This is a genomic window from Paenibacillus chitinolyticus (assembly GCF_045038035.1).
Classification (GTDB): Bacteria; Bacillota; Bacilli; order Paenibacillales; family NBRC-103111; genus Paenibacillus_F; species Paenibacillus_F chitinolyticus_A.
Map to the genome: position 1 here is coordinate 5,629,889 of NZ_CP173427.1, position 25,073 is coordinate 5,654,961.

The following is a 25,073-nucleotide window of genomic DNA, read 5'->3' on the forward strand; positions in this document are numbered from 1 at the left end:
GACACAATTTTTGCACATGTCCGGAGTACGGGATAAGCGCCCTAAGCAGCGCGCAGGCAGCGGCCGGAATCGGTCACTGCAGCGGGCTGCCGATCAGGTTAAGCTCCGGGTTGGCGTCCAGTGCCTGCTTGCAGTAATCGCAAACCACCTTGACCGTAACGCCCCCGTCCATGTTATACGCTATTATATCGCTCCGTTCTTCGGGGGTCAAGAAATGGAAACCGAGCTGGTATTCGCTCACTTGATCCCAGTTGATTTCCCCGATAGACGATTGGCAATGACGGCAAATATATTTTACTGACATCAATGTATGCCTCCCTGCAGGTTTCGATTACTCCTTAGTATGGCCCTATTTTTAAAATCCTAGCCACCTCTGGAAGTAATTTACCAGCCTATGCATGGCATACAATGTGTCTTGGAGCGGCCGATATCCCCGAATCATTATTCCGGAAGCCGGGCACACGAGAGAAAACCCCCGTTTGCCGCAACTCCGGATATTGCATGTACCCGAGATCCGGACTAATTCCCGCTTCCGTTGAAAACCGCCATCGTTTTCTCGAAAGGCTCGCTTAGGCAGTGCTCCATCGCTTCGCACGTTTTGTCCAGAACGGCCGGCAGCGCCCCCGTTTCCGCCTTGTTGAAATTCGACAAGACATAGTCGACAATCGGATAGCCCGGATTCGGTCGATTGATTCCCATACGGATGCGGTTGAACGTGGACGTGCCCGTATGGGCTATGACGGATTTGATCCCGTTATGGCCGCCGGCGCTCCCCTGGTAACGCAGTCTGATATTCCCGAACGGCGTATCCATGTCATCGTACAAAATGACGAGATCCGACACGTCGACTTTATAAAAGTCCATAAAAGCCCGGATCGACTCCCCCGACAAATTCATATAGGTCATAGGTTTCAGCAAATAGGCCTTTGTACCGTTCACACGCACCTCGGCCAGATGGCCTTTGCACTTATTCTGGAACGAAGAGACCCCCCATTTCTCGGCAAAACGGTCAATCGCCATGAATCCGATATTATGGCGTGTATGCTCGTACTGTTTCCCAGGATTGCCTAAACCGACAAAACATTTCACGTTTCATTCACTCCCAAAATTTTTTACTTTTTTTAACTAGACACCGTAACGATTCCCTGCCGAAACTTGTCTATTATATACAGGCATTTTGCGCGGTTCCGGGCATAGGCCTGCGGCTTTTCGGCCGCTCGGCTCATTTGCCGGTCCCGGCCGCAAAGATAAAGTCATAAATTGGCGCAAATCAGCATGATTTACGCTTCAAAAAATATGGGTAGCAGGTGATGAATCTTATGTACGACAACGGCCAGCAGCTTTACCAGGACGATCATTTTCAAGATCATTTGGAAGCGGAGGTTCCTGTCCAAGTATACTATCTTAACGCCCACAAAGATATAGGCTTCGTCTATCTCTATTCTTCCCACTTCATCAAGATCAACAACACGTTTTACAACCGCGGCATGTTCACATTCGTATCGAGACCGGGTTATTAGGCGCAATTTGGCAAGCGCTTACATGGCTTGTCAACTTATTCGCCCAGCGGGTAAGGATAAAAAGGCTGCTGCCGGATAACCGGCAGCAGCCTCTCATTTTGTCCGAAGGACGTGTTATTCTTTCGATTCCGCCGTTTCTTCAGCCGTAGGATCGGCTTCGGCCGCAGGCTCGTCCGCAGTCGTTTCTTCGGCTTCCTTCTGCGGTTGAAGCACGGTAACCACAACGTCCTGAGCTTCCGTTTTCACTTCGACGTTCTCAGGCAGCTTCAAATCGGATACGAGGATATTCTCCCCGATGCCGAGATTGCTGATATCCACCTGCACGGAGTCCGGCAGATCATCAGGCAGACAGCGGACGTCGAGCTGTGCCGTCTCCACTTGGAGAATGCCGCCTTCCTTCACGCCTGCCGCTTCTCCCACGATCTCGATGGCCACCGTAGCCTTAACCGGCTCGTTCATATTGATCTGATGGAAATCAATGTGGATGACATCCTGGCTCAGGCTGTCTCTCTGTACTCCGCTGATAAGTACGGGGCGTTTGCCCACGCCTTCGATATTAAGATCAATCACCGCATTCGGGTGGCTTCTCAGCAGCGGCACGAGTTCCTTCCGCTCCAGAACAACCGTGAGGCTGTCCGTGGTTTTCCCGTAAACTACGCCAGGGACCTTACCCTGTCTGCGCAGCTGCTTGGCCTCCGACTTGGTGGCATTGGTTCTGGTATTTCCTTTAAGAGCTACTCCCATACAAAAAGAACCTCCCTTTTAGATGGCTAAAGATAAATTACCCATCCGGGGGAGGTTTAAATCAATTATTTTAAAAAAACTTTACGAGTGCTTGTTTTCTTTCTTCGCTTTCATCTTGCTGCGAATGCGATCGGCGTAGCCTTTTTTATTCGTCTGGCGCTCGCGGGCGATCGCCAGATCGTTGTCTTCCACGTTGTGCGTAATCGTCGAGCCCGCCACCACATAGGCTCCGTCGCCGACTTTAACAGGGGCGATCAGGTTTACGTTGCTTCCGATAAAGGCATCGTCGCCGACTTCCGTCAGGCTCTTGTTAAAGCCGTCGTAATTGACCGTGATGGCTCCGCAGCCGAAATTGACGTTTTTACCGATAACGGCGTCTCCCACGTAACTGAGGTGCGACACTTTCGATCCCTCGCCGAGCTTGGCGTTTTTGATTTCCACAAAATCGCCGATTTTCACATGCTCGCCAAGATCCGTTCCCGGACGCAGGTAAGCGAACGGCCCCACATTCGCGTGGCTGCCGACTTTGGCATCCTGAAGCACCGATTGCTTGACGGTTACTTCGTTGCCGAGCGTACTATCGCAAATCTCGGTGTTCGGTCCGATCACGCATTCCGATCCGATGACCGTTTTGCCCCGCAGAGCAGTTCCCGGATACAGGACAGTGTCCGGCCCGATCACGACGTCTTTCTCGATATACGTTTGAGAAGGGTCGATGAACGTTACCCCGCCCACCATGTGGCCGCGGTTGATACGCTTACGCATCAGCGTCTCCGCTTCCGAGAGGGCGATCCGGTCGTTAACACCAATGGCCTCCGCCTCGTCCGGCGTGCAGTATGCTTCGACGATCTCGCCGGCATTTTTCAGAATCCCCACGACGTCCGTCAAGTAATACTCGCCCTGGGCGTTCTCGTTCTTCACGTTCTCCAGCGCTTCGAACAGCTTGCGGTTATCGAAGCAGTAGGTGCCCGTGTTGATTTCGCGCACAGCCGCTTCTTCCGGGCTGCAGTCCTTCTGCTCGACGATCCGGTCCACCCGTCCGCCTTCGCCGCGGATAATGCGTCCGTAGCCCGTGGCATCCGTCATTTCCGCCGTCAGAATAGTGCCCGCCGCGCCTTTTTCCCGATGCAGGCGAAGCATTTTCTCCAGCGTCTCCGGACGGACCAGCGGCGTATCTCCGCATACGACGAAGGTAACGCCGTCTTCCGCTCCGATAACATCTTTCGCCTGGAGAACGGCATGTCCCGTTCCGAGCTGCTGCTCCTGAAGAGCGTATTCCGCCCGGTCTCCCAAGTAGCCTTTAACGGCTTCGGCCCCGTGGCCTACAATTACGATCGTTTTCTCCGTTTGTATATGTTCAAGTGTATCCAGTACGTGTCCCACCATCGGTTTTCCGCAGACGGAATGCAGCACTTTGTACAGCTTGGATTTCATTCGTTTTCCTTGTCCCGCGGCCAGTACAATCGCCATCAGCTTCAACTTCAATCCACTCCTTCTTCTCCTCTGGGTTTCATCCATGACTATATCTTATCTGCCGGAAAAAGAAAAGAGAGCCCTGCAGGAACAGGACTCCTTCTGCCAAAACCGGCGTTGATTATGCGCCTTCTTCAATAACTTCCTCTTCCGCAGCCGCACGGTCGTACTCAGACAAAACCGCCGCTTGAATCTTCTCGCGGGTTGTGGATGAAATCGGATGGGCAATATCACGGAACTCCCCGTCCGGAGTCCGTTTGCTAGGCATTGCAACAAACATTCCATTATTGCCGTCAATAACACGAATATCGTGTACGACGAATTCGTTATCGATAGTAATGGAAGCAATCGCCTTCATTCTTCCTTCGGAATTCACCCGGCGAAGTCTGACATCTGTAATTTGCACTGTGTTCACCACCTTTTTCCATTCGCAGGACTTGGTGTATACTTCCACATTTTCGTGCAAATTCCTTCTGGATAAAGAGGAAAAATTTAGATTTTCCTTAAATTAAATGTGCTCTTAAACGTTTTCGACAGCTATCGCCGCAATCAGTTCGATTTCGACAAGCACATCTTTCGGAAGCCTTGCCACTTCTACGGTGGAGCGCGCCGGCTTATGTTCGCCGAAGTAGGAAGCGTACACTTCGTTAATGGCTCCGAACTGGTTCATATCCTTGATGAAGACGGTCGCTTTAACCACGTTCTGAAGAGTTGCTCCCGCTTCTTTGAGTACCGCCTGAAGGTTCCGGAACACCTGATGCGTCTGCTCCGTAACGCCGCCCTCTACGAGCTGTCCCTCGGCATTTAATGGAATTTGTCCCGATGTAAAAACGAGATTGCCCACCTGTACCGCCTGGGAATACGGCCCGATGGCAGCCGGTGCTTCATTCGTTGAAAGGATACGCATAACTTAAATCTCTCCTTTATTCGGAATCGAAATAATTTCCAGGAACGACGGTTACCTGTTTGGTTTTGGAATCGACGCCGGTCAGCTTGGCGAGGGAGATATAATCTTTCACAAGCTCCTCCTCGACCTCGTTCGATTCAATAAATACGCCTACACCGCCAACGGTTGCTTTGAATTCGCCCAGCAAGTCCACCATTCCTTGAATCGTGCCGCCCGCCCTTTTGAAATCGTCAATGATCAGAACCCGCGCTCCTTCCTGGAGCGTGCGTCTGGCCAGCGACATCGTTTGTATGCGTTTGCTGGAACCCGAAACATAATTGATGCTTACGGCCGATCCTTCCGTAGCGTTGCTGTCGCGACGCACCGTCACGACCGGCAGGTTCATAAAGGAAGCCGTTGCGTATGCAAGCGGGATGCCTTTGGTCTCCACCGTCATCACGACGTCCAGCTCTCTGCCCGCAAAAGCGGTAGCGAACGTTTTGCCGATTTCGTTCAATACTTGCGGCCGCCCCATAATATCGGCCATATACAAAAATCCGCCCGGCAGCACGCGTTCCGGCTGCTCAAGCTGATTGCACAAATCCTGCACGAACGAAAGAGACGCTTCCTTGGCGACCTTCGGAATAAATTTCACGCCTCCGGCAGCGCCGGCGAGTGTATGGAGTTCTCCGAGTCCCTCGTCCTCGAATACTTCTTTTATAATCGCCAGATCCTCACTGATCGAAGATTTGGCCGAACTGTAACGTTCCGCGAATGTAGTCAGCGGTATGAGCGTATGCGGCCGAAACAACAAATACTGCGTCATCTCAACCAACCGAGCGCTTCGCTTCAATTTTTTCATGACGCACCCCTAATAAAAACCGAATATTATAAAGAGAATATACCATTTTTGTCCGTCTTTGTACAACCTATACAAGGAAAACGTCACATTCGCGACAAGGCCGCCCCCGCCATGGCAGAAAAAAAGCTCCTCACGGGAGCTATGCTATCGCACGGATCTCGAATGCTCGATGCCTATGGGAGCATCCGTACCGCGTATACGTCCTTGCAGAACCCTCTTAGCCCGTTATAGATCCGGGCAACCTTAGCTTCCTTCGATACGAGTCCGAATACGGTCGGACCGCTGCCCGACATAAGCACTCCGTCGGCTCCCAGCCTCTCCATCACTTCTTTCATCTGCCGGACTTGAGGATACAGCTGGAGCGTCACCTCTTCGAGCACGTTGCCGAGACTTCCGCACAGCTCGTCGAACCGTTTATGCCGGATGGCTTCCAAAACTCCCTTGGTATCCGGGTGATGGTTGATTCCCGCAGCATTCAGCTTGCCGTACACCTCGGAGGTGGACACGTTGATGGGCGGCTTGGCGAGAATGACCCAGCACTGCAGGGGGTTGTCCACCGGGTGAAGAATCTCTCCGCGGCCGGTGGCGAGCGCAGTTCCTCCCGTTACGCAGAAGGGAACGTCTGAGCCCAGCTCGCCGCCAAGCTTCTGCAGCTCCTCCGTGGGGATGCCGAGCCCCCACAGCCGGTTCAACCCGCGCAGCGTAGCCGCGGCGTCGCTGCTTCCTCCGGCGAGCCCTGCGGCCACCGGAATCTTTTTATCCAAATGTATATAGACGCCCTTGCGGACGTCGTACCGATCTTTTATGAGCCTCGCGGCCTGGAAAGCGAGGTTCTTCTCATCAAGCGGAATGTAGCCGGCCTGACTTGAAATGATGATCGTATCCCGCGGGAGCTCCTGCATTTCAATCCGGTCGGCCAGGTCGACCATCGTCATAACCATTTCCACTTCGTGGTAGCCGTCTTCCCGTTTCCGTAACACGTCCAGGGACAGGTTGATTTTGGCCGAAGCTCTTTCGTATATTTTCACAACGGTCACCTTCTTTTGGGCGCTTTGCCGATAATAGCTTCACATATTATAGCAAATGCCTCTAAGAAAAGCTAAAGCTTCCGCACGGTTCAAATACAAGCGGGGCGGGCATTTTCCATTTGTTCACTTATTTATTAACAATTGTATTTAAGTGCGATTATCCGGTACTATCTTACCTTCCATAAGAGGATAACCTGCAAATCCCCATCCGACGTTTACTTCGGATCGGAACTTCCAGGCAAATTTGATAACTCCATTCCGAAGAATGTGCTGTATCTTTTTAAACTAAACATGTCTGATGAAATTCAGCCCTACGCCACCTTGCCATTTAACCGGCGCGGCTTTTCCCGCTTACGGACGGCGTTTTAAGTTCTGCTCGGCGATCTGCAGAGCTCTTTTCACCATATTTCCCGCATCCTTGCTCCGTATTCCGCCCCAGCCTTCACGCTCGACTGTCTCATAGAAACCGAGGTCTTTGGCGAGCTCATACTTAAAATCCTCCGACATGACGCCCCTTCTTCTTCTGCTCATCTTAGTTCCTCCTTTGGAGTGCGATTGCGGTAGGTTGCCCCCAGTAGTATGCGTCGGGAACGGAATGTCATTCACCCGCACCGGGACTGGACAGGAACGTATCACATATACCATGCAATCTTTGCACGAAAGCACCCCGGAAAAGCAAAAAACGGCAGCTCCCAAAGGAGTGCCGCTGTTCTTAATGCTGTATATACGTGATGCGGAGTTCTTCTGCTGCGTCATCGTCACAAACCGTAACTTCAACGGATTCGGTCAAAATATCCGCGTAGCTGTACGAGACCCGCTTAAATGATTGTTGTTCTTGGTCTAGCTTTACGATAAAAACAGAAGGGTAGGTTTCTTCCAAAACACCGAAACGCTCAATGGTTTTCCGACGGCCGCCATTTGCTTTCAACATGATTTTCTGTCCAACATGAGGCTCAAGACTGCGTTTGATTTCCAACAGCGCATTTTTAGCCATTGTGATCTACCACCTCTTTCTCTGTTTATTATACCTCAAAACAGTGCGTTTGTCAAACAAGCCAAATATTATATCAGCCAGACAAATACGTTGTCAACGGTATAAAATCCTATTTTTAATTCTTTTCACAGACTTAGCTTTTGTCAAAACCTGCAGAATTATGCACCGCTGCCTTTTCCTAAGATCCGCCCGATTCATAAAGCCCCGTTCTCCGCTTTAATCCGCAACGTATAAAAAAGCGTACAGCCCCTTGTATCCAAGATACATGGTTCTGTACGCTTATCTTTAAACGCCAAGCAGGTGCTAAAAAACCGCATCCTTTGTCCGAAGCCCCAGACCTCTTTAAGTCCTCGGCCTCATTAGCCGCCCTGCCAGAAGCTTATACGGTGGCTTCCGCAGTCAGGTTCACAAGCCTGGGCACACCCATCCGGTAGCTCCCCCTGGTTTCAATGCCGCCGACTCCGTCCAGACCCGTTACCGTAACGCCGGCCAGATCGCCCATGGACACGGTTTCGCGGATCGATGTGTAGGAAGCTTTGGCGGCTATACATAGGGGATCCAACGCATGAATGAGCACCCGGGCGGGAGAGCTTGCGAAATTCGCCCCCGCCTGCAGCAGCGCCTCGAAGTGGGACTGGCAGGCACCCGCCACGATCGTCAGCGCATCGCGGTTGTTCTGATACTGCCGCGCGACTTGGACGGCCCTGACGAAATGAAGCGAGTTTTTATAGCTGTCGAGCTGATGTACGTCCAGCTTCTTTCTATTTTTCAGCAGACCGTCATGTCCCGTGACAACGACGATATCGGGCTTCACCTGCGGCAGGAGACGCTGCAGGGTAACAGCCATCTGAGATTCGCTCACATAGAAGCCCTCCGCGGGGATGCGAAGCTCTCCGTACAGGTTCATGCTTTTGCGCAGATAGTTCGGATCGCCGTCCAGATGCAGGATTTTGCCCGGCATCTCGAAATATTGCGTATTCTCGGGCAGCTTATTACGCACCAGATTATCGTTGAGCTGATACAGCTCCTGACGAAACTGGCGGATGCTGCGGATTGTCTCGCCTACCCTCGGCAAATTCACTCTCGGAAAATCCGAATCGCGGGCGGCCGTTACGCGGGATAGATCGGCAATGGGAGCGTCCGCCAGCAGGCGAAAATCGACGCCCCGAAGAATCGCCCTTGTCGTATCGATCTCCTGGATTCGAAAAATGATATCGTTGCCGTAGGATTTGCGGGTCGCCAGATCGCCTTGCCTCATGAAGCCATCCCCTCCTAAGCCTATCGTATGGCAGGGATGGGCAATTGGTGATTAGCCCGCTTCTATTTGCTGCATGTCGGGCAGTTCCGCAGAGCTTCCGCCACGCGGCCGTATTCCTCCATGCTGAGCGTTTCGCCTCGGCGGCTTGGCTCGATGCCCGCCTCCAGCAGAAGAGCCTCCAAATCGCGTTTGTTCTCTTTGGAGAAGAACCGGGCTCCGAGGTTGTTATAGATCGTTTTGCGCCGCTGCGCAAAGCTGGCCTGTACCACCTCGAAGAAGAAGTCTTCGTCCGCTACTTCGACGGGAGGTCCTTTGCGCAGACGCAGACGGATTACAGCCGAGTCGACGTTCGGCTGCGGCACGAAAACGGTGCGCGGAACGATCGTAACCAGTTCCGCTTCGCAATAGAATTGTACGGCGATGCTGAGGCTGCCGTACTCCTTGCCGCCCGGCTTGGCCGCCATCCGGTCCGCCACTTCCTTCTGGATCATCACGACGATGTTTTCGAGCGGAAGCTTTTCTTCGAGCAGCTTCATGATGATCGGCGTCGTGATGTAATACGGAAGGTTGGCGACGACACTGATTCCGGACAAGCCGGAGAATTTCTCCTCGATCAGCTGCCTCAGATCGAGCTTCAACACGTCGCCGTGGACGACCTCGGCCGTCGGATAGGGCGACAGTGTCTCCCGCAGGATGGGGAGCAGACGCTGGTCGATCTCCACCGCCACGACGCGGCCGGCCTCTTTCGCCAGCTGCTGGGTCAGGGCGCCGATTCCGGGCCCGATTTCCAGCGCCCCCTTCTCGGGAGAGAGCTCCGCCGCGGAGATGATGTTGCGCAGAACGTTGCCGTCCGTAAGAAAGTTCTGTCCCAGACTTTTTTTGAGCACCAGATTGTGCCGGTTTAGAATATCTTTGGTCCGTTTGGGCGTTGCCACATCTTCAGAAGCAAAGGACGGGCCGCTGCCTTGTTCATTTAATTTCATAGTCATCCTCCAAGCTTCCGTCCCTGACGAAAGCTGCCTGTGCGTGAATTATTGATCCGGACGGTCCAACTGCTCTACCGCAGCTTCGAACTCTTCCCGGGAAATTTGAAAAGCGGCGCAGCGCTTGTAAAACTGCTTACCATTACAATACCCGATTCCGAGCTTTTTTCCTACTTCCAGCCGTCTGGCTGCTGCATCGGGATGAACAACGAGGCCGGCGGCGATCAAATCCTCCCATGTCAAAAGAGACGCGGCGCCCTCATATTCGGTCTTTACGTTCGCTAGAGCGGACCGTATAGCGTCCGGAGTCGCGTTCTCGACTCCGATGTCCCCCCGCTTCTCGGCAAGTTCCTGGGGGAGAAAAGCATGTTTGCAGCCGGGCACCTTGCCCGAAATGATTTTACGGATGCGCTCCCCCGCATGATCCGGATCCGTGAAGACAATGACCCCTCTGCGCTCCTGGGCCAGCCGGATACGATCCAGAATTGCCCGATTGATTGCCGATCCTCCGGTTTCGATCGTATCCGCTTCAACTGCCCGCTTGATGGCGGTTGTATCGTCTTTTCCTTCGACGACAATGATTTCTTTGATCATGTTCTTTATCCTCTCTTAAGCGCACAAAAAGAAGAGGGTGTCCCTCTTCTTTTTGCATACGGTTTGTTACCGGTTTGTAAATCTTCGTTACAGGTAACATGTTATCCTAATCTTGTGTCGGTTTATTCGGACCGATGACGTAAACGGTATATCCCCGTTTCACACCGAAAGTCTTGGCATAACTCATACTGTCGAAATAAACGTCCATTTTCTGGCCTTTAATAGCACCGCCCGTATCTTCTGCACGGCGGTATCCGATGCCTTCAATGTACACCCACCAGCCTAACGGCACGACTGATGTATCTACGGCAATCGTCTGGCCTTGAACAGGTTTCGTTCCGCTGGCGGTCCGGTTACCTACGCCCGGCTCTTGGGAAGAGTAAGCGGTCAAGGTAACGTTCTTTAATATTTTCTTCGCGTCTATGTCGGTACCTGCTTTAGTTACCTGCTTAGGCTTAACCGGTTCGGATGCGGCTGCCACCGTAACGACCGGATTTTTTGTGCCTACAGCCACAATCTTATCCACACTTGCGTTTTTGACTGCTTGATCGATAACTTGCTCGGATACGAGTTTTCCGTTTTCGTAAATCTTCTCTTTCTTTTTGACCAATACGCCTTCCTGGCCTTCCTGTACGACCTGCTCTTTGCCTTTCAGCAGATCCTCATCGGATTTCTTGACCACACCGAATGCGATGGGCTCCGAAATTTCTTCCGTTTCTTTCTTCACCCGGACAACTTCGATAGCCGCATTGGCTGAAAGCTCCGTGTCTTTGGCCGGAGTCACTTTGTCGTGCTCTCCGAGCGAAATATTTGAATCTTGCAGAACTTGATCTACCGTTTTCGCAGTGGTATGCACAGTTTGTGTCTGCCCGTCGGCAGTTAGCTGTACGGGTGATGCATGATCGATGACAATCTTCTGACCGTCTTGAATCTTGCCGTCAAGCGGCATAGATACCTGATCGTGCTCACCGATTGTAATGGCTTGTTCATCCAGTAGGCGCTGCAGGACCCATTGTCTTGTTTCCACAACGGTTTCTCGTCCGTTTACCACCAATGATACGCTTTTACCAGCCGTACCGTATAACAACACCAAAAACATGAAAGTCAAAGCGAATGAAATGATAGCTGCAAGGATGATCATACGCAAGTTTTCATGCTTCCATCGCAATGCGAAGGACATGCTGGATGATCGCTTAACATGGGTCTCTGATTGCGAGATATTGCCCACTTCTTCGGTCCTCCTTCAAAGCCTCGCCTCTGTGATACGCATGATGATTTGGACGCGACTTAGGTTTATTTGGCGGTTCCTAACGGAACCCTTGCAATTGGCTCTTTCCCGCCGGCTGATCGGTTGCTCTCAGTCTCTACGGGGTCGGCATCACCTCCGCTTGATGTTTACCTGTATGCGGGTCGAATACCCGTCCGATATGGAACAAAAAAGGCCATCGGAAAGAGAAAGCTTCCCGGTGGCCTGTGTGTGAGCGCGACTAAACAGAATGACACGACAGTTGGTTATCTCTCCCGGTACGCTTACGAGGTTAGCTGACGGATTCGGGCCGTGAGAGCTGCCCTACTCGCCGGCGGTGCTGCCTGCACCTGCCATTGAGATTCACCCCAAATTGTTTCCTGTTGTATCGGCCCAAAGCTGTTCCGACCTTGACAGCGGTTCCCCCGTTTTCCTTTTACGGAAACTCAGCGTTAAAACTTGGCGTTTATTAAGTTATCATGAAAGTATATTACGCTCAAATATCCAACCTGTAAAGGGGGCATATTCCCTAAAAATAAGCAAATTTAACCAAACCACTGGCATTTATCTAATTATCTTGCAGTCGTTCTCCTTTTTTCTCCCGTTATCTCGCTTCTAGTTTTCCCCATTTCCGCCGTTCCGCTTGGACATTGGGCTTCCAGGCATTTTTTGACTATAATAAAAGATACGGCAATCCGCCCGAAAAGGCCGAAAGCCGCAATAACCGATTGAAGAAAAGCAGGTGAAGGCATGGATCCGATTCTTCACATTTCCCGTCTCAGCGGAGGCTATTTGCCCGGAAAACCGATTCTCCGCGATCTCGAAATTACAGTCGGACAAGGTGAAATGGTCGGTCTGATTGGACTCAACGGGGCGGGAAAAAGCACGACCATCAAACATATCCTCGGGCTCCTGAAGCCACAGGAAGGCAGCGTCCGCATCCGTAACCGGACTCTGGAGGAGGATCCGCTCGGCTACCGGTCCTCGTATTCTTTCGTCCCGGAGTCTCCCGAATTGTACGACGATCTCACGATTGAAGAACATTTGGAACTGACGGCGATGGCTTACGATATTCCGAAGGAAGCGTTCAAAGAACGTGCCGGCCGCCTGATGAGCGAGTTCCAGATGGAGCCTAAACGCAAAAGCTTCCCGGGCCAGCTATCCAAAGGGATGAAGCAGAAAGTCATGATCATGAATGCGTTTCTTGTCGAGCCCGCGCTTTATGTCATTGACGAGCCGTTCCTCGGCCTTGACCCGCTGGCGATGCGCTCTCTTCTCGACATTATGGCGGACTTCAAGAGCCGGGGCGCCAGCTTCCTGATCTGTTCCCACATCCTGGCCACGATCGAAAGATACTGCGACCGGTTCGTCGTTCTCCATCAGGGACGGATTCTTGCCCAGGGCACACTCGACGAGCTGAGACAACAAACCGGGCTGTCCGATGCGACCCTGGACGAGCTGTTCTATGAGCTGGTGCGGAGGAATCCGGCATGAACCAAGAAGCAGCCGTTCACAGAGAGGGCACGGCAGGGGATGTCCGTCAGCTGTGGAAGCGCAGATTCGACCATTACCGTCAAGAAACGTCCCGCTACTGGGCTTATGTCGCAAGAAGCCAGTTTTTCGGTTTTCTTTTCCTGATTTTTATCGTTTCTTCCTATTATTATGCAAAAATACTTCAGCAGCTTCCGACATCTTTTCCCTACATTTGGATCGTTCTGCTCGTCCTCGTTCCGGCCCTCGCAGCCGGCTCAGTGCGAACCCTTCTAAAGAATGCGGACCGGGTGTTTCTGCTTCCTCTGGAACCCGTTATGAACGTATTCTTCCGGGCGGCTTTCCGCTACAGCCTGGGAATCCAGGCCGCACGATCCCTCGTTCTGATGCTGATTGCGTGGCCTTTGTACAAACACTGCACGGGTACGGAAGGACAGCCTTTGTGGCTGATGGCGATTTTTGTTCTTCTAATAAAAACAGCCAACCTGCTCGGCTCGTGGCAGGAAGGCCGTTTTTCATCCCCCGGATGGCGTCTGATCTCAGCGGGGTACCGCTGGGTCTTAAGCGCAGCCGTCGTTTTCGCCTTGTTCGGTACGGGGCCGCTTCCGGGCGGGGTCGTTCTATTGGCGGGACTTGTCGTCTGGGCGGTCATATACAGGCTTGGGCCCGGTCGGCAGGCAATCGGCGTAGCCTGGGATTACCTCATCGACAACGAGCGCAAACAGCAGTACCGCCTGTACTTGTTTTTTAGCGGCTTCGCCGATGTGCCCCAGCTTCCTGTGCGCGTAAAACAGAGACGATGGCTGGCCGGAATTACGAACCGGTATTCGTTCCGGTCTTCCTCGCTTTATCTGTATCTCTTCACGAAGACGTTTGTCCGTTCGGAGCTGCTCGGCATCGTCGTCCGGATCACGCTTGTCGCCGGTCTGGCGGCCGCGGCCGTTCAATCCGCACCGGTGGCCGCCGCGGTCTGCCTCGTGGCCATGTTCATTTCGCTGATTCAGCTCACCTCGCTGGAACAGTCGCACCGCTACACGTTCTGGCTGCAGACTTATCCGGTAGATCCGCGCCGGAAAGTGGACGCCGTGGTGCGGATCATCGGCGCGGCTTTCACCCTGCAGGGTATCGTTCTTACCCTGCTGATGGCGCTAAGCGGGGCGGACGTTTATGCAGCCGCCCCGCTTGCGGGGCTAGCGCTGGGCCTCGTGCTTTGCGCTACGGTCATGAAGCGGAAATTTACCGCTTCATTTGAGGCCGAGTAAGCGCACGGCATTGTCCGTCGTCACTTTGGCCAGTTCCTCCAGGCTCATGCCGCGCAGCTCGGCCGCCGCTTCGGCAACGAGACGCACGTAAGACGTTTCGTTGCGCTTGCCCCGGAACGGATGAGGCGTCAAATAAGGCGCATCCGTTTCGATAAGCAGGCGGTCAAGCGGCACCTGCTTGAGGACTTCCTTGGGCTGCTTGGCGTTTTTGAACGTAATGGGACCGCCGAAGGAAATATGGAAGTTCATATCCAGACACTGCTTCGCCGTTTCCCAGCTGCCGGAATAGCAGTGCATAATGCCGCCGACTTCGGCGGCTTTTTCTTCTTTCAGAATATCGACGATATCTTGGTGAGCTTCGCGGTTATGGATCACGATCGGAAGCCCGACCTTGCGTGCAAGGCGGATCTGTTCGCGAAACACTTTCGCCTGCACATCTTTCGGCGACGTATCCCAGTGATAGTCCAGCCCGATCTCCCCGATCGCCACTACTTTCTCGTGCTTGCACAGCTCCTCGATCCATTCAAGGTCGCCGGGCCGCATATCGATCGCATCGGTCGGGTGCCAGCCTACTGTCGTCCATATAAAATCGTACTTCTCGGCAAGCTCGATGGAAGAAGGAATGGTTTCGCGGTTGAACCCTACGTTAACAATCCGGGTTACCCCGTTGTCCCACGCCCTTTGGATAGCATCATCACGGTCTTCGTTGAAAGCTTCATTGTTCATATGAGTATGAGTATCGGTCAGCATAACGGGAACTCCTTTTGTTTCGTCTGTTTTTTTGAATTAGGCGTCGAACAGCTTCTTACGGAGAGCCGCAGCCCTGGCACCCTCTTTTTCAAACAACTCGGCGGGATAATATATACGGTGCTGCCCCATATGAATGCCCGAGATCGATTTGACGATTTCGGAGCGTGCCGAAATTTCCGTCAGTTTATCCTGGCCGTCAAGCAGCAGAATGGGTTGTTTGTCTTCCTTGCCGGTATCGGGCCGATATACATCGTACGACTGGTCCGACGGGAAATCCAGCTCCAGATAATAATCCGCATCAAACCCGGCCTCCGTCAGAGCGTCACGGAATTCCGTCAGAAGTTCTTTGTCCCACTCTTCCACGGCCGAGAATTTGAACAAGCGGCGGTGCAGAAAGCGGCCGGACAAATCAGCCAGCACGGGGTCTTTTTCCAAACTCCAATACATCAGAACCGTCTGCATCAAAGATTCGTCCAGGAGGAAATAATCCTCCAGCGACAATTTTCCTTGGAAAAGATGAAGAATCGGCCCCGGCATAAATGTAAACGAGTAGCCGTCTTCGAACAACGCTTTGGCGCACTCCAGCACTTTCCCCAGCAAAATTTCCGCACTCCGGGTAACCGGATGAAAATAAACCTGCCAGTACATCTGGTAACGGGACATCAAATAATCTTCGACGGCATGCATCCCGCTCTCTTTTACGACAATTTTCCCTTTATAAGGCCGTACTACCCTCAGAATACGCTCCAGATCGAAAGTTCCGTAATTTACGCCTGTAAAATACGCGTCCCGCAGCAAATAATCCATCCGGTCGGCATCGAGCTGGGACGAGACGAGACTCGTTACGATTTCCTTGCGATAGGTTTTGCAAATGACACCGGCAACGTCGTGGGCAAACGTCGGCGACACTCTGGAAAGCACCTGGTTTACTTCACTGTCACCCAAAATGATCCGGCAGGACCAATTTTCGTGATTCGTTCCGAATACTTTTTCAATAGAGTGGGAAAATGGCCCGTGACCGACATCATGCAGCAGGGCGGCGCATAAACAAAGCAGCCTTTCCTCCTCCGGCCAGTCGGCATATGAATTTCTTTCGAACTGAGAAATAATCTTTCTCGTAATCTCGTAAACGCCGAGCGAGTGGGAAAAACGGCTGTGCTCCGCGCCGTGAAAGGTCAGGAATGAAGTGCCCAGCTGGCGGATACGCCGCAGCCGCTGAAATTCCTTGGTGTTGATCAGGTCCCAAACCGTACGGTCCTGCACATAAATATATTTATGGACAGGGTCTTTAAAAACTTTTTCTTCTATCATTTTCCCGCCTCCTTTTCGACATAAAAGCCGATTATTTGATCAATTAAACAAGGAATTTGTCGAATAATGTTTCTGGCCATTTTCCAAACCAAGTGGTACTTGTCACAAAAATAAAACAATTGTCAGTTCGTAGGAAAGCGGTTAACTGCAAAAGATCCACTTATTTTTAAGGGTTAAGGAGGAATTCGGCATTTCACAAAGAATTCATTAAATATAAAAACTGCAATTAGAGACCAATTTTGGGTTGACTATTTTGGGAATGCTTGGTATCATGAATATCGAAAACTATGTCGAATAATGACGATTAATTATTTCAGTAGATTGGAAGGAGCTTTTATATATGATGAAATCCACAGGTATTGTAAGAAAAGTTGACGAATTGGGGCGTGTCGTTATTCCAATCGAACTTCGCCGTACACTCGGTATCGGTGAAAAGGACGCGCTGGAGATTTATGTAGACGGCGAACGCATCATGCTCAAGAAATATGAGCCTGCTTGTATCTTCTGCGGCAACGCTGAAAATGTGACTTATTTTAAAGGAAAAATTGTTTGTCACGAATGTTTAAATGAAATGCCAATACCTGTGACAAAATAAGAAAAATAGTATATAATAAGAACTAGCAAAGTTCCCATTGGTAATTCTAACCTTTTTCATATCTCCTCTACGTCTCTGATCCCGGCGGACCACCGCCATGGATTAGGGACATTTTTTTGTCCGGAAACGTGAAAAAGCTTTCTGCTGCCAGGTACAAGATGACGCACCGTACGTTTCCGGCGCTCAGTGCAGCATCGCAACAGCAGTCATTGTCTTTTCGGAAGCAGATGGCGGCTGCTGAACTCCTTCACCGCTTGCATCGAGTCTCGTTTGGAAGGGAATCACCCATTCCCTGGTCCGCCCGGTGATACCGGAGCCTCTGCAATCATATCCGCAAGCCCCGGTATAATTTCTCTTGGACCGGCAGCTTAATTCTGAAGCAGCTCGTTGTAGACGTCCCGCTTCGGCAGCCCCCGGTCGGAAGCGGTCTTTTTGATCGCTTCCTTCTTGCTCAGCCCCTGTCCCATGTAATGGGCGGCATGCTCCTCCAGTGAAAGCTCCTTCCACCAGGCGGCTTCCGCCTCCGCCGTTTCGGCCGCGCTCCGTCCCTCCACGAGGACGACGTACTCGCCCTGCGGCGGATGCTCGCCGAGATGGGCCAGCGCCCCGCTGATCCGGCCGCGCCCGAATTCCTCATAGCGCTTCGTCAATTCGCGCGCCAGGCAGATCTCCCGATCCCCCCATGATTCGAGCATCTGCTCGAGCGTACGGACAACCCGATGGGGGGATTCGTAGAACAGCAGCGTGCCCTGCGCAGGCGCCAGCCTCGCCAACTCCCGCTGCTGATCTTTCTTATCGCGCGGCAGGAACCCGATGAAGGTAAATTCATCGGTAGGCAGCCCTGAGGCGATAAGGGCCGACAAGGCCGCGTTCGCTCCTGGGATCGGCACGACCGTAACCCCGGCTTCAATTGCCAGCCGGACAAGATCGTGCCCGGGATCGGAGATGGCCGGCAGCCCCGCATCGCTGACGAGCGCGATGGTCTGCCCCTCGCTCATGAGCCGGACCAGCTCCGGGCCGCTCGCCTGCTTGTTGTGCTCGTGATAGCTGACGAGCCTTCCGGAAATGTCGAAGTGAGTCAGCAGCTTGCGAGTCTGGCGCGTATCCTCGGCGGCGATAAGGTCCGCTTCCTTCAGGACACGGACAGCCCGGTAGGTCATGTCTTCGAGATTGCCGATCGGAGTGCCGACCAGGTAAAGCATTCCCGCACCGGCCGTCTTCTCCGTTTCCCGGTTGCGGCCCCTTCCCTTAACCTGTTCCGGCAGAGATGAGATCGCATTCTGGCCGTACATATCTTTGCGGATCGCTTCGGCACCAGCCTGCCTTTCCATGTTCGGTGAATCTTTCTGTTCTAACGGTTCTTGTTCCTTTGCTTTCTCTGTCCAGTACTCTGTATCAACCGCAGCAGCCGCATCTCCCTCCCTCCCGATTATGCGCTGATCGCCTTTCTTCATTATATAGCTTCGCTGTATATTAAAATTCATGCCGGTTATCCTCTGTTTCTTTCGTTTTCCGGGCTTTTTTGCCCGCCTGCTTCCAGCTCGCTCTTCTCCCCGTAGAATACGGCGTGAAGTTCGCCGCAGTACCGACCGCCCTCCTCATGAACGAAGAGCGGCGGAAGAGTTCGCATATCCGCTTTACCGTCGCGGATACCTTCGATCAGTACCATCATCGCCTCTTCCCCCTGCCGCGGGTGAACGAAACGGACTCTTTTGGGCTCGACGCGGTACTGTCTCATTAACGTGCAGATATCGACCAGCCGGTTCGGCCGGTGTACCATGGCCATCTTGCCTCCGGCTTTCAGCAGTTTAGCGGAAGAGGCTACCACGTCCTCCAGGGTGCAGAAAAGCTCGTGCCTTGCGGCAGCTACATGTTCGTTGCGGTTTTGTTCGCCCGCCGGGACCGGCAAATAGGGCGGATTGACCGTCACCAGATCATACTGCGAAGCTCCCAGCGTCCGGTGAATCTGCTTGAGATCGGCATGTACCATGTGAAGCCTCTCCTGCAAACCGTTGAGCTCGATATTGCGCTTCCCCATACCTGCCAAGCGCTCCTGGATTTCGACTCCCCAGATCTCGGCTGCGGGTGTCCTTGTAGACAACAGAAGGGGAATAACTCCGTTTCCGGAGCACAGATCCACAATCTTGCCCCGTGGAGGCACCGTGCAGAACCTTGCCAATAAAACCGCATCCAAAGAAAAGGCAAATACCTCTTCGCTTTGGATGATTTTCAAATCATGTGTCAGCAGATCGTCGATCCGCTCCGTTTCATGCAGTGCAACCTGCACGTGGACTCCTCCTTTATTTTAACCGGAATGCTCATATGGAAAAAACCGTAGAGAAAAGTTCCCTACGGCTTACGTTATTTATTTAAGAAAGACAGGCAGAACAAACAGTCTCCTTCCGTCCGCAGGTGTCCGTAATAGACATTGCAGATATGGAAGCCTTCATAATACAGACGGGCCAGATTGTCGTATCCCTCGCCGATTACAGGCTCAACGCCTTTCTCCGGTTCGGAGTCCGTCTCCTCGGCATCCCCCTGCTTCAGCAATTTGCGAAGCTGTTGATTTTCCATCATCAGCCTTTGGTTATCCTCAAGCAAAGAAATGATGGTTTTCTTCAAATCGCCAAGCTCCGCATATGCTTTTCCGATCTGCTCTTCCAAACCGTCGATTTGCGCAAACATTTCATGTTTCTCCACTGTCTCACCTCAAGTAACGCTTCCTGCATCCGTTAACTAATCTTGCTCCGCTACATCGTCAAAAGGAAGATCCATTATTTTGCCGATATCGTACAGCTGAACCTTGCAAGTTTTTTCGTTCATGTTCAGTGAAAGCACCTTGCCGTTGCCAAGTGAGGTAATCACATAAGTTCCTACGGAAGGCACGCTGTCTTTGGCGCTTTCGTAGTTGTCATGCTCGAACTTCAAGCAGCACATAAGCCGTCCGCACAATCCGGAAATTTTGGTCGGATTCAGGGACAGGTTCTGGTCCTTGGCCATCTTGATCGACACCGGTTCGAAATCGCCCAGGAATGAGGAACAGCATAAGATCCGGCCGCACGGTCCGATACCGCCCAGCATTTTGGCTTCATCCCGTACCCCGATCTGACGGAGTTCGATACGCGTTCTGAAAATGCTCGCCAGGTCCTTAACCAGCTCCCGGAAGTCAACCCTTCCCTCAGCCGTAAAATAAAAAATAATTTTATTCCGGTCAAATGTATATTCCACGTCCACCAGCTTCATTTTGAGCTGATGATCCTTGATTTTATTCAAACAAATCCCGAAAGCATCTTTGGCCGCTTTCTTGTTCTCTTCAACAAGCTGGGCATCCGTCGGATTCGCAATCCGAATGACTTTCTTAAGCGGAAGGACCACATCGTTCTCTTGAACGGTTTTCTTTCCGATGACCACTCTACCATATTCGATGCCTCTGGCGGTCTCAACGATTACGGCGTTCTCTTGTTCCACAGGAAGGTCAATGGGATCAAAATAATACACCTTGCCCGCCTTCTTAAAGCGGACACCTACGACGGAATACATGTTACACCCCCTGTATGTCCACTAGCATTTTCTCGACAACCAGCTGTGGATTGGCATTAAAACGCAGCCGTTTTTGAAGTTCAACCGCTTGGGCCAGCAAACGCACCCATTCTCCGGTCTCCCTCTTGAACGACAGTGGCCCCATCCAATCCATCTGGTCGATATATACGAAATTTTCCTTGCGACCGATTCGCAGGGAAACCATGTCTTTCAACCATAAAATCATGAGATCGAAAAGCAGAGCCGTATGATCGGCCAGCCCGGCTTTGATCCACTTCTGCTGCAGCGTAACAAAGGAAGACGGATAGCGTGTCAGCGTTTCCCTCAACAATTGTATCATTGTGCTGCGGATTTCGGCAAACCCATTTGTCTGAATCATTTCTTTGGCCGCTTGTATGCCGGCCGTCAAATGAATGGCAGGCTGCACCAGGGCAGCAGGGTGACCTTCTTCCAGCAGTACTCTCGCCATCTCGGCCCGCGGCATAGGTGTGAAAGAAATCCATTGAGACCGGGACTGGATGGTCGGCAGCAGAGCATGTCCATTCTCGGTAACGAGTACCGCAACCACTTTCGAGTTCGGTTCTTCCAAAAACTTAAGCAGGCTGTTGGCAGCCTGGACAGTCATTTTCTCCGCTTGATTCAGAATATAAATCTTCGTGCCCGAACCTGCGGAGCGGTAGGCAAACTGCTTCTGCAGCTCGCGAATCTGGTCGATCTTGATGGAAGCCCCATCGGGCTCAATTTGGTAAAGATCCGGATGGTTGCCATGCTCGACCTTCCTGCATTCCAGGCATTCCCCGCAGGCGTCATCCTTGAGGTTCGTGCAGTAGATCGCTTTCGCAAGCATAAGGGCCGTCTGCTTCCTCCCCGTACCTACCGGACCGCTAAATATATAAGCGTGCGATATTCTATCCTGCCGCAAGCCGCTTTGCAATATGCGTTTGGCCGTCTCCTGGCCTGGGATCGTTTGAAAAGACATTTGTATATTCTCCACTGTCTTTAAAATAAAAAGTGGATCAGCATGCCCCGTATCTCGCCTATTCGCTGCAAAATTTCCAGCCGTCCCTGCTCGGTTTCAAGCAGATCGTCCGCCATGCTAAGCAGAGCGCCGTCTACTTCCTCCAGCAGCTTGTACCTCTTCGTCCGGCCTCTCCTGTCCCATCCGCGAGTTTCGCGCAAGCCGACTCCCTGACGGGCCGTTTCCTCCAGAAACTGCTTGATCAGCAGCTTGTACTCCCGAAGTTCCCGCAGCTTCATGGATCTGGAAAGACGGTCACCCTGGAGCCCGATCTGCTGAAGCATCCGGTTAAGCTGCTCCATGGTGACCTTCTCGTCATGCTTGAGCATAAAGGCGGAAAAGTCTTTGGGAGGCGATTGAAGAGTCGGAGCCGTTTCCGGAACCTTTACGTTCTTACCGATCGGCTGCCACCCCGGGTTGATTTTCAAGCTTCATGCTCCCCTTTTGTTGCGTATTGGCGGGTTACGTCGGTCGGTCCCTGCCGATTTAGAAGTGCTCAAAACGTTCGACCGGAAGCAGGAATACGGCTGCACCGCCGACCTGTACTTCTACCGGGAACGGAATATATGAATCTGTCGTACCGCCCATCGGCGATACCGGCGTAACAAGCTGATCACGGACTTTGCAGTTAGCCTTGATCACTTTGAAAACTTCCGGAACCCGCTCATCCTCGATACCGATCATGAACGTCGTGTTGCCTGCCCGCAGAAAACCTCCGGTACTGGCCAGCTTGGTTGCACGGAACCCTTCCTTGATCAAAGCATTGGAAAGACGATTGCTGTCTTTGTCTTGAACAACGGCGATTACGAGTTTCATCGCAGATCCCCCTCTTTCATTATACCTCAGGCTTTGGAAAAAAGACACGATCTAACAGTTGTTTACAATCCTGCAAAATATCATGAGCGATTTCATCCTGGGTACGGTCTGCATCAATCAGGCAGATCCGCTTGGGATTCTGTTCCAGGATCTTCATAAACCCTTCCCGCACCCGGGTGTGATAGGCCTCGCCCTTCTGTTCAATACGGTCAAGACCTTCTCCGCCGGCCGACTGCGTCCTGGCCAAAAGCCTCCGGCGGCTCGTTTCAACCGGAACATCCAGCAAATATGTGCGTGTAGGCTCCAGTCCTCCGGTCGCAAAACGGTTAATGGCCGCCACCTCATCGAAGCTGATTCCAAGACCGTAAGCCTGATAAGCCAGGCTCGCATCGACAAAGCGGTCGCAAAGCACGATGCGGTTCGCTTTCAGCGCCGGTACGATAAATTCCCGGACGTGCTGGGCACGCGATGCGGCATAGAGCAGGACCTCCGTATGATCCGCCATCTCCTTGTAATCCGGCGTAAGAACAAGACTGCGTATGTGGTCGCTGATCGGTGTGCCTCCCGGCTCCCGTGTTACGACTGTATCATATCCGAGCGCCTGCAGCGATTCGGCCAGTCTCCGCAGCTGCGTCGTTTTACCCGAGCCGTCAGGACCCTCGAATGTAAGAAATAGTTCTTTCACATTACCCTCCTAAAAATAAAAACGAAACCAACCTTCCGGCCGGAAGTTATTCTATGTTGCTATTATGAGCATCCTCCGGAGTGTCCGTCAGAACCCTCAGGCTGCCTTTCGCCGCCTCCCGGCTTCCGTGAAATCTCGCTCCCGATTCGGCCAGCCGCTTAAGCTCTGCCGCCGTATCCTCTTGAATAAGCTCTCCAGGATACAGCAAAGGAATTCCGGGAGGATAAGGGACCACCATTTCAGCGGATCTTTTTCCGGCGGAACTCTCAATCGGCATGACGCATACAGGGTCCTGTACGCTGTTCTTCATGTCTCGGGTAACGGGTATGTTCATGGGAACGGGTTTGGAAACGGAGTTAAGAAGAGGCTTATACATACTATTCGGGCTGATGCCCGGAAGTTCCTGCTTATTTGTCAAGTATTCCTTGGAAATGGCTTCACAAACTCCCAAGGCTCTCTCCGCATCCTTAACGGTCGAGGCGGGCGTCAGAAGAAGCAGAACGGCTTTATCCGCGGCAAGCTCCACAAAACAACCGGCTTCTTCTAAAAAACCTTGCAGTTCGGAGCCGCTCAACGTTCCCGTCCCGTCGTATATCGTCACTTTGAAAGGGTCCATATGCTCGTATGCGGCTTGTGCCGAATGATGTTTCAACTGCCTGAAACCGTATATGTCCTCCAGACCGTCACGAAGTCTTTGAACGGCTTTCAGCCCTTCTCCGACCAACCTTTTCCCATGGAGGTGCATCTGTCTCCTGGCTAGGTCGAGAGAAGCCATGATCGGATAGGACGGGCTGGAGCTTTGCAGCATCGCAAGCAGCATCCGTATCCTCTCCCGGTCCATCCGGTCATGCCGGAGATGAAGCATCGCCCCCATCGTCATCGCCGTAAGCATCTTGTGGGTGGATTGGACCACGGCGTCGGCTCCGCATGCAAGCGCGGACTCCGGCAGCGCCGGATGAAAGCCGTAATGCGCCCCGTGGGCCTCATCCACCAGCAGCGGCAGGCCGTGCCGGTGCATCAGATCGGCATAGGGGCGCAAATTCACTCCCATTCCGTAATAGTTCGGATTGGTCAGCAGCAGCCCCTTCGCCTCCGGATACCGGGAGAGCGCGTCTTCGACGTCGCTCAACCTCACGGAGGCGGGTATACCGCTTTCCCCGTCGGTCTGCGGGGAAATAAACACCGCGTGCGCGCCAGCCAGCATCAATCCGTGAAGCACGGATTTGTGGGCGTTGCGCTGCACGAGAAGAATGTCGCCGGGCCCGCACAGCGACATGATCATGGCCAGGTTGCCGGCCGTACTGCCACCAACGAGAAAAAACGTCTCTTCCGCCCCGAAACAATCCGCCGCGAGATCCTGCGCCTCGCGGATCGCCTCTTCGGGTTGGTGGAGATCGTCCAGGCCGCTGATCTCGGTATAGTCGAGCGCCATCAGCGGCTCAAAAAAAGGAGCGGCCTCACGGTCCGCTCCCCTGCCTGATTTATGACCGGGTACATGGAAACTGACCGGTCTTCGTTCATAATGCTCCCTCATTTTTTCGAAAAGGGGCGCGTTTTCGCGATTTGGCATATCCAAGCATCCTTTGAAATCTTATATTCATGAAGTAAATTAAGCATACCTGTCAGCCGTCCCGAAAATCAAGGCATTTTTCGCGCGTTTACACACTTTCGCCGTCCGGTATCAAGCGTTTTGCTTATAAAAAATTTGCTTTAACTGCCGGATAAAAAAAGAATATTTGACATCCATTACATCCGTACGCACAATTTCAGCCTCACAAGCATCGCAGATAAATTCCGAAGCAATCTGAATGCCTTCCTGCTTTTCTTCTCCGCACACGATACATTTCACCAGAACCGGGTCTTCCATACGGATCACCTCTACTTTTTTTCCTATTAGCAGTATGTCCGGTTTACGATTCTTTTAGACGCAAAAGAAAGGTTTCAAGCACGTAACGGCGGCCCGCTCCACGTATGTACGGGATTTGGCACTTTTGCCTGCGTGCAAAGCTCTCATTGC

General features: G+C 52.5%; 30 protein-coding genes and 1 riboswitch. Of the genes, 4 read left to right on the forward strand and 26 right to left on the reverse strand.

Annotated elements, in window-relative coordinates; all coding sequences use genetic code 11:
* Window positions 1-73: 73 nt before the first annotated feature.
* Both ACI48J_RS25435 and pth read right to left on the reverse strand, forming a co-directional pair.
* Window positions 74-304, reverse strand: a complete 231-nt coding sequence (locus tag ACI48J_RS25435) for an anti-sigma-F factor Fin (RefSeq protein WP_405080812.1) — start codon at window positions 302-304, stop codon at window positions 74-76.
* A 215-nt stretch (window positions 305-519) separates the two neighbouring features.
* Window positions 520-1,089 carry an aminoacyl-tRNA hydrolase gene (gene pth, locus ACI48J_RS25440; RefSeq protein ID WP_405080813.1) on the reverse strand — a complete coding sequence of 190 codons (570 nt, stop codon included), beginning with the start codon at window positions 1,087-1,089 and terminating at the stop codon, window positions 520-522.
* Between the two features lie 230 nt (window positions 1,090-1,319).
* On the opposite strand from pth, the gene ACI48J_RS25445 reads away from it, so the two are divergent.
* Entirely contained in the window at window positions 1,320-1,520 is a 201-nt protein-coding gene (locus tag ACI48J_RS25445) for a hypothetical protein (protein WP_009671908.1), read from the forward strand.
* A 114-nt stretch (window positions 1,521-1,634) separates the two neighbouring features.
* Here ACI48J_RS25445 and ACI48J_RS25450 read toward each other — a convergent pair whose 3' ends face one another.
* The 12 genes from ACI48J_RS25450 to ACI48J_RS25505 all read right to left on the reverse strand — a co-directional run bounded on the left by ACI48J_RS25450 (window position 1,635) and on the right by ACI48J_RS25505 (window position 11,570).
* A complete protein-coding gene (locus ACI48J_RS25450; RefSeq protein ID WP_405080815.1) occupies window positions 1,635-2,264 on the reverse strand; it encodes a 50S ribosomal protein L25/general stress protein Ctc in 630 nt (209 codons plus the stop codon).
* An 81-nt stretch (window positions 2,265-2,345) separates the two neighbouring features.
* A complete protein-coding gene (glmU, locus tag ACI48J_RS25455) occupies window positions 2,346-3,743 on the reverse strand; it encodes a bifunctional UDP-N-acetylglucosamine diphosphorylase/glucosamine-1-phosphate N-acetyltransferase GlmU (RefSeq protein WP_405083287.1) in 1,398 nt (465 codons plus the stop codon).
* A 115-nt stretch (window positions 3,744-3,858) separates the two neighbouring features.
* Window positions 3,859-4,143 (reverse strand): septation regulator SpoVG, encoded by a 285-nt coding sequence (gene spoVG, locus ACI48J_RS25460; RefSeq protein WP_009671859.1) that lies wholly within the window; start codon window positions 4,141-4,143, stop codon window positions 3,859-3,861.
* Window positions 4,144-4,257: 114 nt separating this feature from the next.
* Window positions 4,258-4,644: a RidA family protein gene (locus ACI48J_RS25465; protein WP_009671871.1), complete on the reverse strand. Its 387-nt coding sequence runs from the start codon at window positions 4,642-4,644 to the stop codon at window positions 4,258-4,260.
* A 16-nt stretch (window positions 4,645-4,660) separates the two neighbouring features.
* Window positions 4,661-5,485: a pur operon repressor gene (purR, locus tag ACI48J_RS25470; RefSeq protein WP_009671872.1), complete on the reverse strand. Its 825-nt coding sequence runs from the start codon at window positions 5,483-5,485 to the stop codon at window positions 4,661-4,663.
* Window positions 5,486-5,658: 173 nt separating this feature from the next.
* A complete protein-coding gene (gene ispE / locus ACI48J_RS25475; protein WP_042235306.1) occupies window positions 5,659-6,513 on the reverse strand; it encodes a 4-(cytidine 5'-diphospho)-2-C-methyl-D-erythritol kinase in 855 nt (284 codons plus the stop codon).
* A gap of 351 nt (window positions 6,514-6,864) precedes the next feature.
* Window positions 6,865-7,044 carry a small, acid-soluble spore protein, alpha/beta type gene (locus ACI48J_RS25480; RefSeq protein WP_009671894.1) on the reverse strand — a complete coding sequence of 60 codons (180 nt, stop codon included), beginning with the start codon at window positions 7,042-7,044 and terminating at the stop codon, window positions 6,865-6,867.
* A gap of 181 nt (window positions 7,045-7,225) precedes the next feature.
* On the reverse strand, window positions 7,226-7,507 hold the full coding sequence (gene veg, locus ACI48J_RS25485) for a biofilm formation stimulator Veg (RefSeq protein WP_009671869.1): 282 nt from the start codon (window positions 7,505-7,507) through the stop codon (window positions 7,226-7,228).
* Window positions 7,508-7,886: 379 nt separating this feature from the next.
* The gene (gene yabG, locus ACI48J_RS25490; protein WP_326055263.1) at window positions 7,887-8,765 is read right to left on the reverse strand and encodes a sporulation peptidase YabG; all 879 of its coding nucleotides are present in this window, start codon (window positions 8,763-8,765) and stop codon (window positions 7,887-7,889) included.
* 62 nt (window positions 8,766-8,827) lie between these two features.
* Window positions 8,828-9,748, reverse strand: a complete 921-nt coding sequence (gene rsmA, locus ACI48J_RS25495; protein ID WP_326055262.1) for a 16S rRNA (adenine(1518)-N(6)/adenine(1519)-N(6))-dimethyltransferase RsmA — start codon at window positions 9,746-9,748, stop codon at window positions 8,828-8,830.
* Window positions 9,749-9,796: 48 nt separating this feature from the next.
* A complete protein-coding gene (rnmV, locus tag ACI48J_RS25500; RefSeq protein WP_009671863.1) occupies window positions 9,797-10,342 on the reverse strand; it encodes a ribonuclease M5 in 546 nt (181 codons plus the stop codon).
* Between the two features lie 106 nt (window positions 10,343-10,448).
* On the reverse strand, window positions 10,449-11,570 hold the full coding sequence (locus ACI48J_RS25505) for a ubiquitin-like domain-containing protein (RefSeq protein ID WP_326055260.1): 1,122 nt from the start codon (window positions 11,568-11,570) through the stop codon (window positions 10,449-10,451).
* Window positions 11,571-11,854: 284 nt separating this feature from the next.
* Window positions 11,855-12,050: riboswitch (cyclic di-AMP (ydaO/yuaA leader) on the reverse strand.
* A 288-nt stretch (window positions 12,051-12,338) separates the two neighbouring features.
* Here ACI48J_RS25505 and ACI48J_RS25510 point away from each other — a divergent pair.
* Together ACI48J_RS25510 and ACI48J_RS25515 are read left to right on the forward strand one after the other, a co-directional pair.
* Window positions 12,339-13,082: an ABC transporter ATP-binding protein gene (locus ACI48J_RS25510; protein WP_405080817.1), complete on the forward strand. Its 744-nt coding sequence runs from the start codon at window positions 12,339-12,341 to the stop codon at window positions 13,080-13,082.
* Window positions 13,079-14,341, forward strand: a complete 1,263-nt coding sequence (locus ACI48J_RS25515) for an ABC transporter permease (protein WP_405080819.1) — start codon at window positions 13,079-13,081, stop codon at window positions 14,339-14,341. The genes ACI48J_RS25510 and ACI48J_RS25515 overlap by 4 nt, the downstream gene beginning before the upstream one ends.
* On the opposite strand, the gene ACI48J_RS25520 is transcribed toward ACI48J_RS25515, so the two are convergent.
* Together ACI48J_RS25520 and ACI48J_RS25525 are read right to left on the reverse strand one after the other, a co-directional pair.
* Entirely contained in the window at window positions 14,324-15,091 is a 768-nt protein-coding gene (locus ACI48J_RS25520; RefSeq protein ID WP_405080821.1) for a TatD family hydrolase, read from the reverse strand. The two genes, ACI48J_RS25515 and ACI48J_RS25520, sit on opposite strands and share 18 nt — an antisense overlap.
* Before the next feature lie 36 nt (window positions 15,092-15,127).
* Window positions 15,128-16,402, reverse strand: a complete 1,275-nt coding sequence (locus tag ACI48J_RS25525) for an HD domain-containing protein (protein ID WP_326055254.1) — start codon at window positions 16,400-16,402, stop codon at window positions 15,128-15,130.
* A gap of 340 nt (window positions 16,403-16,742) precedes the next feature.
* Between ACI48J_RS25525 and ACI48J_RS25530 the strand changes: the two genes are divergently transcribed.
* Complete coding sequence (locus ACI48J_RS25530; RefSeq protein ID WP_009671874.1) at window positions 16,743-16,997, forward strand: AbrB/MazE/SpoVT family DNA-binding domain-containing protein; 255 nt, start codon at window positions 16,743-16,745, stop codon at window positions 16,995-16,997.
* A 368-nt stretch (window positions 16,998-17,365) separates the two neighbouring features.
* Here the strand turns inward: ACI48J_RS25530 and rsmI are convergent, their stop codons facing one another.
* The 10 genes from rsmI to ACI48J_RS25580 form a co-directional block, all read right to left on the reverse strand.
* Window positions 17,366-18,199 carry a 16S rRNA (cytidine(1402)-2'-O)-methyltransferase gene (gene rsmI / locus ACI48J_RS25535; RefSeq protein WP_326055278.1) on the reverse strand — a complete coding sequence of 278 codons (834 nt, stop codon included), beginning with the start codon at window positions 18,197-18,199 and terminating at the stop codon, window positions 17,366-17,368.
* A gap of 287 nt (window positions 18,200-18,486) precedes the next feature.
* Window positions 18,487-19,284, reverse strand: coding sequence for a tRNA1(Val) (adenine(37)-N6)-methyltransferase (locus ACI48J_RS25540; protein ID WP_326055253.1), 798 nt, complete (start codon window positions 19,282-19,284; stop codon window positions 18,487-18,489).
* Window positions 19,285-19,358: 74 nt separating this feature from the next.
* The gene (gene yabA, locus ACI48J_RS25545; RefSeq protein WP_326055251.1) at window positions 19,359-19,697 is read right to left on the reverse strand and encodes a DNA replication initiation control protein YabA; all 339 of its coding nucleotides are present in this window, start codon (window positions 19,695-19,697) and stop codon (window positions 19,359-19,361) included.
* A 36-nt stretch (window positions 19,698-19,733) separates the two neighbouring features.
* Complete coding sequence (locus ACI48J_RS25550) at window positions 19,734-20,537, reverse strand: stage 0 sporulation family protein (RefSeq protein ID WP_016424270.1); 804 nt, start codon at window positions 20,535-20,537, stop codon at window positions 19,734-19,736.
* Between the two features lies 1 nt (window position 20,538).
* Window positions 20,539-21,516 carry a DNA polymerase III subunit delta' gene (holB, locus tag ACI48J_RS25555; RefSeq protein ID WP_218231789.1) on the reverse strand — a complete coding sequence of 326 codons (978 nt, stop codon included), beginning with the start codon at window positions 21,514-21,516 and terminating at the stop codon, window positions 20,539-20,541.
* Between the two features lie 20 nt (window positions 21,517-21,536).
* Window positions 21,537-21,983, reverse strand: a complete 447-nt coding sequence (locus tag ACI48J_RS25560) for a YaaR family protein (protein ID WP_326055248.1) — start codon at window positions 21,981-21,983, stop codon at window positions 21,537-21,539.
* A 58-nt stretch (window positions 21,984-22,041) separates the two neighbouring features.
* Window positions 22,042-22,371: a cyclic-di-AMP receptor gene (locus ACI48J_RS25565; RefSeq protein ID WP_009671881.1), complete on the reverse strand. Its 330-nt coding sequence runs from the start codon at window positions 22,369-22,371 to the stop codon at window positions 22,042-22,044.
* A gap of 19 nt (window positions 22,372-22,390) precedes the next feature.
* Window positions 22,391-23,056, reverse strand: a complete 666-nt coding sequence (gene tmk, locus ACI48J_RS25570; RefSeq protein ID WP_009671873.1) for a dTMP kinase — start codon at window positions 23,054-23,056, stop codon at window positions 22,391-22,393.
* Between the two features lie 46 nt (window positions 23,057-23,102).
* A complete protein-coding gene (locus ACI48J_RS25575) occupies window positions 23,103-24,626 on the reverse strand; it encodes an aminotransferase class I/II-fold pyridoxal phosphate-dependent enzyme (protein WP_405080822.1) in 1,524 nt (507 codons plus the stop codon).
* A gap of 111 nt (window positions 24,627-24,737) precedes the next feature.
* The gene (locus ACI48J_RS25580; RefSeq protein ID WP_009671897.1) at window positions 24,738-24,923 is read right to left on the reverse strand and encodes a sigma factor G inhibitor Gin; all 186 of its coding nucleotides are present in this window, start codon (window positions 24,921-24,923) and stop codon (window positions 24,738-24,740) included.
* Window positions 24,924-25,073 lie beyond the last annotated feature (150 nt).